Annotated in this window: 13 protein-coding genes; 6 read left to right on the top strand and 7 right to left on the bottom strand. The window is 60.0% G+C overall.

All coding sequences use genetic code 11. The features are described from left to right. Positions 1–8: 8 nt before the first annotated feature. Positions 9–827 (top strand): nitrate reductase molybdenum cofactor assembly chaperone, encoded by an 819-nt coding sequence (gene narJ / locus HMPREF3155_RS06070; RefSeq protein WP_070432839.1) that lies wholly within the window; start codon positions 9–11, stop codon positions 825–827. A 9-nt stretch (positions 828–836) separates the two neighbouring features. Next, complete coding sequence (gene narI / locus HMPREF3155_RS06065) at positions 837–1,619, top strand: respiratory nitrate reductase subunit gamma (RefSeq protein WP_062035339.1); 783 nt, start codon at positions 837–839, stop codon at positions 1,617–1,619. A 58-nt stretch (positions 1,620–1,677) separates the two neighbouring features. Here the strand turns inward: narI and HMPREF3155_RS06060 are convergent, their stop codons facing one another. From HMPREF3155_RS06060 to HMPREF3155_RS06050, 3 genes are read right to left on the bottom strand one after another with little or no spacing between them, the layout of a single operon-like run. Further along, complete coding sequence (locus HMPREF3155_RS06060) at positions 1,678–3,033, bottom strand: multicopper oxidase domain-containing protein (protein ID WP_070432838.1); 1,356 nt, start codon at positions 3,031–3,033, stop codon at positions 1,678–1,680. After that, positions 3,034–4,233: a beta-carotene 15,15'-monooxygenase gene (locus tag HMPREF3155_RS06055; protein ID WP_070432837.1), complete on the bottom strand. Its 1,200-nt coding sequence runs from the start codon at positions 4,231–4,233 to the stop codon at positions 3,034–3,036. Then, positions 4,220–5,287: a hypothetical protein gene (locus HMPREF3155_RS06050; RefSeq protein WP_235591034.1), complete on the bottom strand. Its 1,068-nt coding sequence runs from the start codon at positions 5,285–5,287 to the stop codon at positions 4,220–4,222. Before HMPREF3155_RS06050 ends, HMPREF3155_RS06055 begins: the two co-directional genes overlap by 14 nt. A gap of 69 nt (positions 5,288–5,356) precedes the next feature. Between HMPREF3155_RS06050 and HMPREF3155_RS06045 the strand changes: the two genes are divergently transcribed. The 4 genes from HMPREF3155_RS06045 (at position 5,357) to HMPREF3155_RS06030 (ending at position 8,909) form a co-directional block, all read left to right on the top strand. Continuing rightward, the gene (locus HMPREF3155_RS06045; RefSeq protein ID WP_061921912.1) at positions 5,357–5,617 is read left to right on the top strand and encodes a DUF2249 domain-containing protein; all 261 of its coding nucleotides are present in this window, start codon (positions 5,357–5,359) and stop codon (positions 5,615–5,617) included. 67 nt (positions 5,618–5,684) lie between these two features. Next, positions 5,685–6,398 (top strand): molybdate ABC transporter substrate-binding protein, encoded by a 714-nt coding sequence (gene modA, locus HMPREF3155_RS06040; RefSeq protein WP_070432836.1) that lies wholly within the window; start codon positions 5,685–5,687, stop codon positions 6,396–6,398. Between the two features lie 10 nt (positions 6,399–6,408). Next, positions 6,409–8,094 carry an ATP-binding cassette domain-containing protein gene (locus HMPREF3155_RS06035; protein ID WP_070432835.1) on the top strand — a complete coding sequence of 562 codons (1,686 nt, stop codon included), beginning with the start codon at positions 6,409–6,411 and terminating at the stop codon, positions 8,092–8,094. 119 nt (positions 8,095–8,213) lie between these two features. Continuing rightward, positions 8,214–8,909 (top strand): helix-turn-helix transcriptional regulator, encoded by a 696-nt coding sequence (locus tag HMPREF3155_RS06030; RefSeq protein ID WP_070432834.1) that lies wholly within the window; start codon positions 8,214–8,216, stop codon positions 8,907–8,909. On the opposite strand, the gene thrB is transcribed toward HMPREF3155_RS06030, so the two are convergent. The 4 genes from thrB to argS all read right to left on the bottom strand — a co-directional run bounded on the left by thrB (position 8,906) and on the right by argS (position 14,277). Continuing rightward, positions 8,906–9,835 (bottom strand): homoserine kinase, encoded by a 930-nt coding sequence (thrB, locus tag HMPREF3155_RS06025; RefSeq protein WP_070432833.1) that lies wholly within the window; start codon positions 9,833–9,835, stop codon positions 8,906–8,908. The two genes, HMPREF3155_RS06030 and thrB, sit on opposite strands and share 4 nt — an antisense overlap. Continuing rightward, entirely contained in the window at positions 9,832–11,169 is a 1,338-nt protein-coding gene (locus tag HMPREF3155_RS06020) for a homoserine dehydrogenase (RefSeq protein WP_070432832.1), read from the bottom strand. Before HMPREF3155_RS06020 ends, thrB begins: the two co-directional genes overlap by 4 nt. Positions 11,170–11,280: 111 nt before the next feature. Next, positions 11,281–12,615: a diaminopimelate decarboxylase gene (gene lysA / locus HMPREF3155_RS06015; protein WP_070432831.1), complete on the bottom strand. Its 1,335-nt coding sequence runs from the start codon at positions 12,613–12,615 to the stop codon at positions 11,281–11,283. After that, positions 12,616–14,277 carry an arginine--tRNA ligase gene (gene argS / locus HMPREF3155_RS06010; RefSeq protein ID WP_070432830.1) on the bottom strand — a complete coding sequence of 554 codons (1,662 nt, stop codon included), beginning with the start codon at positions 14,275–14,277 and terminating at the stop codon, positions 12,616–12,618. Positions 14,278–14,333 lie beyond the last annotated feature (56 nt).

The following is a 14,333-nucleotide window of genomic DNA, read 5'->3' as shown; positions in this document are numbered from 1 at the left end:
GCTGAAAGATGAATATCTTTGAAAAGCTTGCCACCCGTGCGGCTCAACCTCCGCAAGATGACGCCGTGGCAGGATACGGCACCGTCAGCGGTGTGCCTGCCGGCATCGGCTCTTTGGGCGGAGCTGCCGATGTCAAGCGCACGGCACGTACGCACACCGGCCAGGTCCCCACTGACTTCGTGACACCGGTGGCGGTCGATGAGACCCAGCGGCGCATCGTCGCCATGGCGGCCAGTGTCTTGCTGCGCTACCCGGAGGAGGATTTCCTCTCCCATTTGGACGTGGTCCAGGACCAGCTCGACCAGCTACCAATGGCGCTGGCAACGGACTTCATGGGCTTTATCGACGCCGCCCGTACCGCGGGGCTGCGCACGCTGCAGGAGCACTACGTTGAGACCTTCGATCAGCGCCGCCGCTGCTCGCTGTTTTTGTCCTACTACGCCGTCGGCGATACCCGGCAGCGCGGAATGGCCATCTTGTCCTTCTCCCAGCAGCTTGAGTCCTTTGGTTTCCAGCTGGCAGAAAATGAATTGCCGGACCACCTCTGCGTGGTTCTGGAAGCGCTAGGACTCGCCGAGGGCGAAGACCATGCGCGCGCCGTTGAGATGCTGGCGAGCTATCGCGAGGGCATAGAGGTGCTGCGTGCTGCACTTTCACAACAGGATTCGCCTTATGTGCGTCTTATCGTCGCCGTGTGCAAGGCGCTGCCGAAGGTAGATGCCGAAACCGCGCAGAAATACGTCGATCTCATTCGTACCGGCCCTCCAGCTGAAATGGTGGGCATTGCCGATCTTCCTTTCCCCACTGCCCAACCTGATCTCGTTTAAGGAGCACTCATGGATTATTTCAACAACTTTTTCTGGGGTGCCTTCCCGTGGCTGGCCATCGCCGCGTTTTTCGTCGGCATCTTCTGGCGCTGGCGCACCGACCAATTCGGTTGGACCACGCACTCTTCCCAGATCTATGAATCGAAGCTGCTACGCCTTTCCTCCCCGCTGTTCCACTGGGGCATGGTCTTCGTGGTCATCGGCCACCTGATGGGCTTGGCTTTCCCAAAGTCGTGGACGCGTGCAGTAGGCATCAGTGACCACGCTTATCACCTGTTAGCGACGATCCCTGGCTCCATCGCGGCGGTCGCCGTGGTTCTTGGCTTCGTGGGTCTGCTTTACCGCCGCATCGTTAATCGCTCAGTGTTTCTGTCCACCTCGAGCTCGGACAAGGTCATGTACTTCTTCCTGGCGCTAGCGCTGCTGTCTGGCACCATCGCGACGTTTAGCACCCAGGTCTTCGGCGGGCCACATGGCTATGACTACCGCGAGACCATCTCGCCGTGGCTGCGCCAGCTGCTGATCTTCAACATCCACCCGGAGTGGATGGCTGATGTTCCCTGGCAGTTCAAGGTCCACGTTTTGTGTGGATTTACCATCATCGCCGTCTGGCCTTTTACTCGCCTGGTCCACGCTTTCTCGGCGCCGGTGGGCTACGTCACCCGTCCGTACGTGGTCTACCGTTCCCGCGACCAGCGCGCCACGGATATGCGCTCACACACTGCGTGGGAGCCGGTGCGTTCCCACCGCGCGCAGCTCGACGCCAACGAGACTCCTGCCCACGGAGCTTAAGCACTAGATCGATTAGAGGAGCGAGGAAGATTTCTTCCTCGCTCCTTTTGTCTAAGCTCTACTGCGTGACCACAATCTTTCCGTGCTGGCCCTTTTCGGCCGAGGTCATGATGTGATTGACAAAGCTATAGGTGCCGGGTTCATTGAAGGTCATCTCCACGAAGCCGCCCTGCGCGGGTAGGAGATCCAGCGCCTGCGAACCCGAATCGCGACGGTCCTTAATCAGGTAGTCGCCCTCCTTGTACGCGGTGTCAAATTGCTCGCCCACCACGTGGAAAGACAACGGCTGGTCTGGGCCCACGTTGAGCAGCCAGATGCGTACCTTATCGCCCACCTTGGCATGCAGCGGCTCAAGGTCGTACTGATTCGGATAGTAATTAAACGCCATCAGGTCGTACTCGCCGTTTGAGACACGGTCGGCGTCGGCGCCATTTTCGTCGCCCAGGAAGATTTCGTCAGCAATCATTGTGTACTCCGCATCGACGTCGCCAAGCTCTGGCGGATCGATGACCACCGCACCGGCCATACCGTTAGCAATGTGCAGGCTCATCGGCGCCGTGGAGCAGTGATACATCCAGATGCCGGAGCGATGCGCGGTGAACTCGTAGGTTAGCGACTGGCCCGGGTCGATGGTCTTCATGTTCTCATCCGGGTTGACCTCGCCGGCGTGGAAGTCCACGGAGTGGCCCATGGTTCCCTCGTTCTTGATGGTGATCTTGAACTTATCGCCCACCTTGCCGCGCAGGGTTGGCCCTGGGGCTTGGCCGTTGAATAGCCAGCGCGTTTGTTTTACACCTGGTGCTACCTCGACCTCTTCCTCGGTCATGGTCCAGGTTTCCTCGTGCGTGGTTGCCTTTGCAGCCGGCAACACAGCATCGAAGGCCTTAAATCCCTCCCGTTCCTGGGTGCGCTCGGCAGCGCTGGGCACATCTGGGTGGCTAGCTGAATGATGGTGCATGCCAGCCATGGCGTCGCCTTCTGCAGGCGCGTCAGTGACGTTGACGTCGAAGACCATGCCCTGCGCCTTATGCCCCGCGATGGTGCAGTAGCCCTGGCTGGTCTCCTCGATGAGGCCGGCGTCTAGCTCGACGGTCTTGCCGGGTTCGACGCGGCCGGTTTCGTTGTCGCCGATCTTCAGGTCATGGACCATATCTCCGGTGTTTGTGAATTTCACCACCAGGTGGGTGCCCTTTGGCACATCGATGGAAGAAGGCACGAAGGACATGCCTTCCACGCTAACCTCAACGACGGTGGCATCAACGCCTTCGCTTTCCGACGCCCGTTGTGCCTTGGAAGTGCTATTGAACACCGCTAGAGCAATCACCGCGGCCAGGGCGATGCCGATGAGAATCCACGATGCCCAGTTGTTCTGAGCCGGTGGCTTAGGAGGTTGATTAGAAGAAACGCTGAGCATTTAGTTCTCCAGTCTTTTCTGTTTGGAAACGGCCACCGCGATGGCCAAAACGTTGGTGATAAGGCCAAGCCCCATCATGATAAGCCCGGCTATATCGGCCCCGAGCAAGCACAACATCGCACCTAGGTTGATAAGCACCAAGCGGGCGTATCCGCCGGAATCTGCGACCTTTCTGCCCAGTGTCACCTTGGCCGGGCCGCCGCCGACGAGGGTGGGCAGCAAGTGGTGTAGCACGCCCGTAACCAGTTGCATGAGCCCTGCGCCTACGAATGCTGGCATGAGCAGCAACGTCACCACGCGTGGGTAGACCCCTAAAATGGCGCAGACCGCGTCGGCGGCGCAAAGGCTAAGCATCCACAACAGTCCGGCGACGACCGAGACCGTCGCCGTGGTCAGCTGTGGTTTGCCCGCCAGCAGCGTGGCGAGGATGGGCTGGATGATGAGCAATGCCGCTAGCACCACCAGCAGCTGTGCCATTCCTGCTGCGCGGCTAAGCCCGAAAGAATTAAGGCCCAACGCGAGCGCCAAGCCAACGCAGTGGACGATGAGCGCCCTGGTGCAGCGCGCCCGCGCGGCGGGGGCAATCTTGGTGCCGCTCAAAGTAGGCAAAAGTGTGACCACTGTTGCCACGATGGTCAGCCAGGCAAAGCCCCAGACCATGCCTCGCGAGTGGGCGGCTACCAGGAGTGAATAGTTGCCCACACCATTGGCTGCTAGCACCACGAGCAACACGGAAACAATCACGAATGCTGCGGCCGCGATGTAGAAAGGCACCGTCACCGCGAAAGAACCGGCCAGTGATCCCCGAAGCGCCCGGTAGATATCGAAGCCATGCCAGCAGAAGGTAGCGATGATAAGAAGCGATGCGGCGTCGGAAAGCGGGCCCCAGTCAAACCCGGCGCGGTCAACGAGCAGCAGTACCAAGCCAACCTGGACAATCCCCACGCGCCAGGCCACGCCCTTGTACCCGCGGGCCTGCATGCGCGTGAGTGCCTCCGTGAAGTGCGTGGAATAGACGATGATGGCGGTGGTCATCGCACCGATGGTGAAGGGATGGATGAGGTCCCACCACACCACGCTTGCGCCTAGGTGGCTGGCGATGTTGATGACTATCCCAGCTACTACCCAGAAGCCGATGACGCAGGCGGCAATCATGTGCCAGCGCCCGCGTGCGGCCAAAGAAACGTCAGCGATGTGCACGATGTGCCTCCCACATGGTCAAAATAAAACCGCTTAAGACAAAGAGCAAGACTGCTATTACGTTAGTCATGCCGCCCACACGGAAGACAGTTGTTTGCGCGAGTGCGTCCGCGGCGATGCGCAGGACAAGACCGCCGTGCAATAGTGCGACCGGCAGGTAGAGCACGGTGCGATATGGCAGCTTCTTGCGAATGACGGAGGTCAGGATGATGGGCGCGTGTGCGAAAATCATCGACATCACAAACCCCAGGAAGACCGTGTGCACCGAGGCGTCATAGGCAAAGCCCGTTGCTTGGCCGAACGCCAGCCAGATGACTCCGGCGAGCGCCAACCAGAAGTAACCTGCCAGCATGCAGACTGCGGAATAGCGCGGCAGGCCGGTGCCGTGCACCAAATTCTTGGCCACATCCACGCGGACGGTGGTCACCGAAATCGCGAAGAGGAAAAGGCCCATCAAGCGGTAGCCCACCGCGGGGACTAGGACGAAGATGACACCGGCGGCTGCTAGCGCCAGAACGAGCACGGTGATGAGGTTTTCCGCTTTTGTACCGGCCATGGTCACACGGGCAAGCTCCATGCGCTCTCCGATGATGGTGCTCACCACGTACAGCACGCACAGCGGCATGGCCATGGCAAAGGAATCAGCCATGGCCCACAACAGGCTGGCCGCCACGCCGCCGATAACACCCGCCGCCTGCACGAGCACGGCTAGCGTGGGCTGCCGGCGATGAATCTCGAGATAAATTGCACCGAGGATGAGGAAGCTCCACGCAAAGAAGATGGCGGGGACAAACCGGGGTGCGCCCACTAGCAGGCTCACCACCGCCACGACGTGGCAGATGGGCCCTGCCCAGGCCCACGTTTTCTTGACAGCGACTACGCGCTCTAAGCCGATTGCTCCGCCGACGAAGCCAAAGACCATGAGCGGTCCATGCGCACGTGCAGCTGTGGACGTTGGTGCGACGCCCAGCAGTGCCGCGCCCGCATAAAGACCAACGAGCAACGCCGCTCCGGCAAAGGCCAGAAACACGAAACGATGCGCAATATTTTTCACGAGTTTTATCGTACTAATATTGGCGCTAAGGTGAAAACCAAAGCCTTCAAACCAAATGAAAGGACCATCATGCAACTGCCAATTACTGATGCCCACAAAGCAAGCGAAGTGCCAACCCTAAACGCCTCCGAAATCCCACACGCCGTGCGCCACGGCGCTATCCACGGCGCGCTGGGCACCCTCAACGTCGGCGAAGCAATGATCCTTATCGCACCGCACAACCCAGTGCCACTGCTCAAAGAAATCGAAGCCCGCGAAGAGTCCTTTGAGCTGGAATACCTGAAGGAACAACCACAGGACTTCCACATCAAGTTCACCCGCGTGGCGTAGCAGTTTTCTGCGACTTCCCCTCCCCATCTCTCACTCGAAATCGTGCAGGTGCGTAAATTTGGTGATTATGAAAAAATCTGCTGCTATTTGCCTTGCTGCCCTAGCCGCCTGCGCGCTTACCGGTTGCGCAGGCGGCGGGGATAAGCTCAACGTCTTCGCCGCCTCTTCAACGCGCGTGCTCAACCATGAGCTTGAGGCCGTCACGCCCATGCTGATTAACAATGGCGGTTCTGCTTCCCTGGTAGAACAAATCCATCAAGGCGCGCCTGCCGACGTGCTGCTTACCGCGTCCCAGGAGACCATGGACAAGGCGGTGGCCGCAGGCGATGTCGAGCAGCCTCGCGTACTGGCCACCAACTCCATGGTGATGGTGGTACCGCCGGGCAATCCTGGGCATATCCACTCCGTCCACGACTTGGATGAGACCGACTACTTCGTGCGCTGCGACCCTTCGGTCCCCTGCGGGGCGATCGCCGATAAAATCATGGCAGATCAGCACCTGCACGTGAGCGCCGATTCCAAAGAGGGCCAGGTCGCCGACGTAGTAGGCAAAGTGGCCAGCGGCGAGGCGGATGCTGGATGGGTATACTCCACCGATGCAGCAGCCAATCCTGACCTGGAGGTAATCCCCATCGAGGGCGCGGAGAAATTCCGCAACCAAATCTTGGGTGCCGTAGTCAAAAACAGCCCGCACCAGGATGCCGCCTCTTCGTTGCTGGACATGCTCGCTAACGACTTCGACGAGACCTGGTCGCGCTATGGCTTCGTGCCCGCCGACTAAACTGCTTTCCATGCATGTGCGCACCACCCCACCTCGCGCCCCCTGGCCTTTCGCCGTGGCGGGCGCCTTGGCGGTTTTATACGTCGCGGTACCAGTACTTGCTTTGGCCACCCGCGTTCCGTGGACGGGCCTTGGCACGGTGCTTTCTCAAGAAACTACCCACGACCTGTTACGCATCACGCTAACCTCGGCTGCTATTTCTGCACTGCTTGCCACCTTCTTCGGCACCGGCCTAGCCATCTGGTTGCACGGGCAAAACCGCATTGGCCAGGCGGTGCGCCTGCTGGTGTACTTGCCACTGGCGATGCCGCCGGTGGTCGGAGGGTTGGCGCTCAGCGCGGCGTTGGGCCGCCGCGGCCTTTTGGCCCCACTCTTGGATGCCTTGCAGCTAAACTTCGCCTTCGCCTTCGCCGGCGTCGTCGTGGCGCAAACCTTCGTCGCCCTTCCTTTCGTAGTGGTGGCGGTGGACTCCGCGCTGCGCCAGACCGACCATGAAGTGGCCCTGTCCGCGCGCCGGGTTGGCATGACACGCGGGGCCATCTGGCGCAAAGTCATGCTGCCGACCATCGCACCGGCAATCTTCACGGGTGGAGCACTCGCCTTTGCACGCAGCCTCGGCGAGTTTGGCACCACGATTACCTTCGCCGGTTCCATGCCGGGGCTCACCCGCACGATGTCGAGCGGCATCTATCTAGAACGCGAGGTCAGTGCGGACAACGCTTATGCGCTGTCTGCGATTCTCATCGGCCTCGCTGTGGTCTGTCTCGCCTGCGCGGGCATCCCATCGCTGCTACACCGTGAGCCTTCGCCGCAGGCGCATGCGCAGTCTGACATCGACGTCGCCAAGCTGCGCCAACTCAGCCTGCCGCCCGCCGCAGGCCAATTGGCGCCTTTCAAGGAAGCAGCCACCACGGCGGTCGTTGGCATCAACGGTGCCGGCAAGACCACACTGCTGCGTCGCCTCTCTGATGAGTCCCACGCCGTGATGCTGACGCAAAAGCCAGCGCTGCCGCCCCACTCGACGGTCGCGGAGGCTATCACTATGGTCACTCACGATAAGGCCGCTACTGCCGAATTGATTGCTGCGGCGGGCTTAAGCGAGATTGCGGAGATAAAAGCACGCGATCTCTCGGGCGGCCAGGCTGCCCAAGCTGGCCTCGTCCGCGCGCTGGCTGCACGCCCTTCCATCTTATTGTTGGATGAACCGCTAGCTGCTGTCGACGCCGCAGCTGCTGCGCAATGGCGCAAGCTGCTAGCTGCGGCGAGCCACGACCGGACCACCGTCATGGTCACCCATAATGTGCTAGACCTTTTGAGCCTGGCCGACGAGGTCGCAGTGGTAGAACGCGGCAAGATTCTCCTCCACGCTCCAACAAACGAGATCGTAGAAAACCCGCCCAATCACTTCGTCGCAAGGCTGCTCGGCAGGGTGGTTATCCAGGGAAGACTCGAACAAGGCGCCGTGATCCCCGATACCACCGGGCCAACTCGCTTTGTGCTAAGTCCGGAGGAGATAACTCTCACTGAGTCGGGCAGGTGGCAGGCGAAAATAAAGGATATTCGTGCCCATTCCTTAGACCGTGTAATCGCCGCGCTAGACCTTAGCGGCCAACACGTCGAGGCGGCGATTGGCATCGATCAAGCCAAAACATTGAGCGTGGGCGAGACGGTTTACTGCGAGATCTGCACTAAATAAATTACCGTCGCGGCACGTAGTGGCACATATCGCACCTCTATCATTGTCTTTTCTACGGGTCAGCGCTGTATCGTCATTATTAACAACCGATTAACCTTATAAATTATTCGAGGAGAAACATGCCCGTCCATGCACCGCGGTCCTCCACAGAACTTTTCCCAGAAGCACTACGCCTGTCACCCAAACAGCGAGAAGTTTTAAACGTTCTGCAGGAATATCCGCAAGGAGCACGCGCGGCGGACATCGCCAAAGACATGGACATGCATGTCAATACCGCGCGCGGCCACCTCGATGAGCTGGTACATGTAGGCGCAGTCCGCGTTATTACCGCACCGGCCAAGGGCCGCGGACGCCCTTCGCTGATTTTCCAGGTGCGCATCCCTGATAACCGCTCAGTGGCAGAAGAATACGTCACCCTCATTAGCGTTTTGGCAGAGATGTTGGCAGATAAGGAAGAGCTCAACGATTACGCCTCCGAACAGGCACGCGCAATTGGCCGCAAGTGGGCTGCCTCAACGCACCAGGACCAGTTTCCCTCCGCCAACGCGCTGACCCCGCTATATCGCAAGATGCGCGATATGGGATTTGACCCCACTGCATCGACTACCGAGCTCGAAGAAAATGGTCAGACCGACATGGAGCTGCATGCCTGCCCATTCGTAGCGGCAGGCATCAAGCCCTCCCCGTTCGTCTGCGCTATCCACGATGGTTTCTTGGAACAAGTCGCAGCTGATTCCGGCGAGCACCTCTCGCTTACGCTGGTTCCGAAGTCAGGCAACGGAACCTGCTGCGTAAACGTCAAGCAGACTGCTTAAGCCCGCGCTGCATGGACCTCGACCGGGCCTGCAACCTCCAGTGGGAGTACTCGCAGGCCCGCTTCGCGCGCATCCTGCAAGATTGATTCCTCAATAGGCTCAGTGTGCAGCACCATCGCGGTAGGGCCCGCACCTGAAAGGTAGGCCGCATAGCCGCGGTTGCGCAGACGGTTGACCCATTCCGCGGTAATAGGCAACACATCAGCACGATAAGGCTGGTGCAGCCTGTCACGGGTGCCTTCCCACAACAGCTCCGGATACTTTTGCAGTGCGACCACCTGCACGGCAGTGCGCGAGACGTTGAAGGAAGCATCGCCGTGCGTCACGTGCGAAGGCAGGACGCGGCGAACGGCTTGGGTGGAGGCATGGAAATCCGGTACCAAGGCTGTGGCCTGGATGGACTCGTGTACATCCACACTGACAGCGCGATATTCTGGCAAAGATCGGCCGTCAACCGGCACTGTGGTCCAGGAGACCACGGCATTGCCTAGCACGGACGCCGCGGCGTTATCGGGGTGCCCTTCAAAAGCAGAAGACAGCTGCACTAGCTGATCGCTGTTTAGCGGTGAGCCTGCCAAGGCATTGCCCGCTGCAACGCCGGCGACGGCAGCGGCGGCCGAAGAACCAAGACCACGCGACTGTGGGATGTTGTTATTGCAGGTAACGCGCAGACCCGGCACCGCAGCATCCGCCGCATTCAGCGCGGAACGGATGGCTTTAACTACCAGATGAGAGTCATCGCGTGGCAAGTCCTCTGCTCCCTCACCGAAGATTTCTACCTCCAGCCCAGCGGGGATGACCTCAACCTCGACGGTGTCATAAAGGCTTAACGCAATGCCGAGGGTGTCATAGCCGGGGCCCAGATTAGCTGAGGAAGCAGGGACTTTTACCGTGGCCTTGACACCTACCTCTACCTCCGTGCTCACAGCTGGCCACCGTCCAAGCGAATAACGGAGTGGACCGCCTTGACATCATCAAGCTGGCCCAGCTCCTCGACGATGCCCTGCATCTCATGCTCCAACGCGGTGTGGGTGACCACGATGAGGCGAGCGATCCCGTCGCCGTCTTCCTGGCGCACAGTGCGCAGGGAGACGTTGTGCTTGGCAAATAGCGCGGAGATCGCAGAGAGCACGCCTGTGCGGTCTACGACTTCCATATCGATGTGATAGCGGGTGTATACCTGACCAAAGTCTGCTATCGGCAGGTTAGCGTAGGTGTTCTCCCCCGGCGCACGGCCGCCGTGAACGATGTTGCGGGAGGCGCCGACGACGTCGCCAAGCACCGCAGACGCCGTCGGGTTACCGCCGGCACCGTTGCCGTAAAACATCAGGGAGCCAGCTGCCTCGGCTTCGACGAAGATAGCGTTATAGGACTTGCTGACGGATGCCAGCGGGTGCTCCTTAGGGACCAAGGTCGGGTGCACGCGTGCGTTGACGGACTCATTGCCTTCCGCATCACGCAGGCGCTCGCAGATGGCCAGCAGCTTGATGGAATAGCCTGCCTGCTGTGCGGCGGCAATATCCTCAGCAGTGATGTTGGAAATGCCCTCGCAATAAACATCGTCGAAGGTAACGCGGGTATGAAAGCCCAAAGACGCGAGGATGGCCGCCTTCGAGGCGGCATCATGGCCCTCGACATCGGCAGTTGGATCGGCCTCGGCATAGCCTAGCCGCGTGGCCTCAGCGAGCGCGTCCGCGTAGGAGGCGCCCGTGGACTCCATCGCGTCCAAAATAAAGTTGGTGGTGCCGTTGACGATGCCGGAAATGCGTTGAATCTGGTCGCCCGCGAGCGAACGACGCAGCATTCCCACGACCGGGATGGCAGCAGCCACTGCCGCCTCGAAGTAGAGGTCCACGCCAGCGTTATCGGCAGCTTCTGCCAGCTCGTCCGCATGAGCAGCCACCAGCGCCTTGTTCGCGGTAACCACAGACTTACCGGCATTCAGCGCAGCCAGCACGAGCTCGCGGGGGAAATCGATACCGCCGATGACCTCGACAACCAAGTCGATGTCGTCGCGCATGACTAGGGCCTTCGCATCGTCGGTGAGCAGATCCTTCGGCACGCCAGGACGCAGCTTATTTTTGTTCTGCACGGCGACGCCGCGGATTTCTGCGGGACCGCCAATGCGGTGGGCAAAGGCATCAGCGTTTTCCCCCAGCAGGCGGAAGACCTCGGCACCAACGGTGCCGAAACCAAGCAGCGCGATGCCTACAGCTTCGCCTTCGCCTTTACCAGTGCGGATCTTGGTCTGTGAAGTCATATCGTCCCTTAATCGTTAGTAGTTAAATTGCTACCCACACTATACGGAACGAGCTGTCTAGTTTTTGCGCTTCCAGAAGATTCTTTTGCTCAACAGTTAAAAGCGGTGAATTTAATCAATTTCAAGGGCCATTAGGTCCTCGACTGTCTCGCGACGCAGCATCAAACTAGCCTCACCATCGCGCACGGAGACCACGGCCGGGCGCAGCGCGCCGTTGTAGCGCGAGGCCATCATGTACTGATAGGCGCCGGTGGTGGCGAAGGTCAGCAGATCCCCTGGCTTAATGTCGCCCGGCAGCTTGCGTTCACTAACCAAGATGTCACCGGACTCGCAGTGGAAGCCCACCACGCGGGAATCCACTGGCTCGCCTTGAGTCAACCGGTTAACCACACGCACGTCATATTCCGACTCATAGAGCGCGGGGCGGATATTATCCGACATTCCGCCATCGACTGAGAGATAACGGCGTATCGGCAGCTCGGCCTTACCGGTCTCTACGTCTTTGACGGTGCCCACCGAGTACACGGTTACCGCAGAGGCGCCGACCAGCGAGCGGCCCGGCTCGACCAGAACGAAAGGCGCATCGATGCCCAGTTCGCGAGCGGTGCGCTCCACTGCGGCAAGCAGATCTTGGGCCAGCTTGGCGACGTCGAGAGCTTCCTCGTACTCCATGTATGGAATGCCGAAACCGCCGCCCAGGTCGAGCTCCTTGAGCGCTACCCCCAGCTCGGTATGGATGCGCTTATAGAGCGAAAGCACGCGTTCGGCGGCCATTTTAAAGCCATCAGCATTGAAAACAGACGAACCCACGTGACAGTGCAGCCCCACCAGCTCCAGGTTTTCAGCTTCCAGAGCTGCCTTGGAGGCACCAAATGCCGCACCTGTGGCCAGGGAGATGCCGAATTTTTGATCCTCATGCGAGGTTGCGATGAATTCGTGGGTGTGGGCATCGACGCCGGGCTTGACGCGAATCATGACTGGCTGAACGCGGCCGGCCGCACGCGCGATTTCATCAAGCTGCGCCAGCTCACCCTCATTGTCGAGCACGACGTGCGCTACACCATTGTCCACACACAGCTGTAGGTATTCGCGCTCTTTGTTGTTGCCGTGCGCGGTCATGCGCTCCGGCGGGAAACCAGCTGCCAGGGCTACTTTGGCCTCATTGAGGGAAGCCACGTCAAGGCATAGGCCTTCCTCGGCCACCCACTTCACGATGCGCTTGGTCAAAAATGCCTTCGATGCATAGTGCACGTGCTCAGGTCCGCCGAAGGCACGTGCCATGTCGCGGCAACGAGAGCGGAAATCGTCCTCGTCAAAGACATAGAGCGGCGTGCCGTATTCCTGCGCGAGCTCTGTAAGTGGCAGGCCGGCGATGGCGACCACGCCATCGTCCTGGCGCTTGGCGTTGCGCGGCCAGACGTGGGCTGGAAGCTGGTTGAAATCCATTTACATCTTCTCCGGGGCACTGACACCCACCATGGTCAGAGCGTTGGAGAGGACCTGACGTGCGGCGTCGGCAAGCGCGAGGCGTGCGATGTGGATTGGCTGCGTTGCCTCGTCCGCCTTCGGCAGCACCTGGCACTGGTCATAGAAGCGGTGGAACACAGCCGCCAACTCCTCGGCGAAGCGGGCGATGCGGTGCGGCTCGCGCAAGGTCGCTGCGGTGGAGACAACCTCAGGGAACTCGCCCAGAGTGCGAATGAGATCGCCTTCCTTCTCGTGTGTGAGAAGCGCGAGATCTGCATCTGCCATAGCTGCGGCATCAAGGCCCAGCTCTTGTGCCTTGCGCAGGATGGAGCAGATGCGCGCGTGGCCGTACTGAACGTAGTAAACCGGGTTATCGGAGGACTGGGAAGCCCACAGGCCCAAGTCGATGTCGATGGACTGATCCACGGAAGAACGCACCAGGGAGTAGCGTGCGCCATCGACGCCGATGGCCTCGACGAGATCGTCGAGGGTGATGACGGTGCCGGCACGCTTGGACATCTTTACTGCCTGACCGTCACGCAGGAGGTTGACCATCTGGCCGATGAGCACCTCGACCTGCTCTGGGTTATAGCCCATGGCAGCAGCGGCCGCGCGCAGGCGGGCGATGTAACCGTGGTGATCCGCGCCCAGCATGTAGATGGCCAGGTCGTGGCCGCGGTCAAACTTGTCAGCTACGTAAGCGATATCGCCAGCGATGTATGCGGCGTCGCCGTCAGACTTGATGACCACGCGGTCCTTGTCATCGCCGTAGTCGGTGGACTTCAGCCACCATGCACCATCTTCGAAGTAGAGCTTCTCGTTGTCCTTCAGGTGAGCGACGGCCTTTTCGACGGCGCCGGACTCAAAGAGGGAATTCTCGTGGAAGTAGACGTCGAAGTCAACGCCAAACTCGTGGAGAGAATCCTTGATGTGCGCGAACATCATCTCCACGCCGGAGGCGCGGAACTTCTCGCGGACCTCGTCTAAAGAACCTTCCAGTGCGTTCGGGACCTGCTCGACAACCTTGGCCGCAATCTCCTGGATGTAGTCTCCGCCGTAGCCATCTTCCGGGGTCGGCTCGCCCTTGGCCGCAGCAACGAGGGAGTTGGAGAAACGGTCAATCTGGCGACCGTGATCGTTGAAGTAGTACTCGCGAGTAACCTCAGCTCCCGAAGCCTCGAGCACGCGCCCCAGGGAGTCACCTACTGCTGCCCAGCGGGTGCCACCTAGGTGGATTGGGCCGGTGGGGTTCGCAGAAACGAACTCCAGGTTGATCTTCTGATCCTTATAAGCATCATTGTGGCCATAAGAAGTACCGGCCTCGCGAACCTGGCTGACGATTGCGCCCTGCGCAGCAGCGGCCAGACGGATGTTCAAAAAGCCTGGGCCGGCGATCTCCGCGACGTCGATAGCAGCGTTTTCTGCCAGCGCCTCAGCGAGCCAGGTGGCCAGATCACGCGGATTCACGCCAGCCTTCTTGGCTACCTGCAGGGCCAAGTTGGTGGCGTAGTCACCGTGCTCGGGATTACGCGGACGCTCCACGGTCACGGTCTCAGGAAGGACGGCGGTGTCGAGCTCGTGTTCGCTCAATACAGCGACTGCGGTCTCTTTAATAAGCACAGAAAGATCTACGGGATTCATAGCGTCAGAGTCTATCGTCCCGCGCTGACATGAGCAGCATCAGGCACGCGTTGGAG

The organism is Corynebacterium sp. HMSC06D04 (assembly GCF_001807315.1).
GTDB lineage: Bacteria > Actinomycetota > Actinomycetes > Mycobacteriales > Mycobacteriaceae > Corynebacterium > Corynebacterium simulans.
The sequence above is the reverse complement of the archived record's forward strand: the minus strand, read 5'-3'. Positions and strand labels throughout refer to the sequence as shown.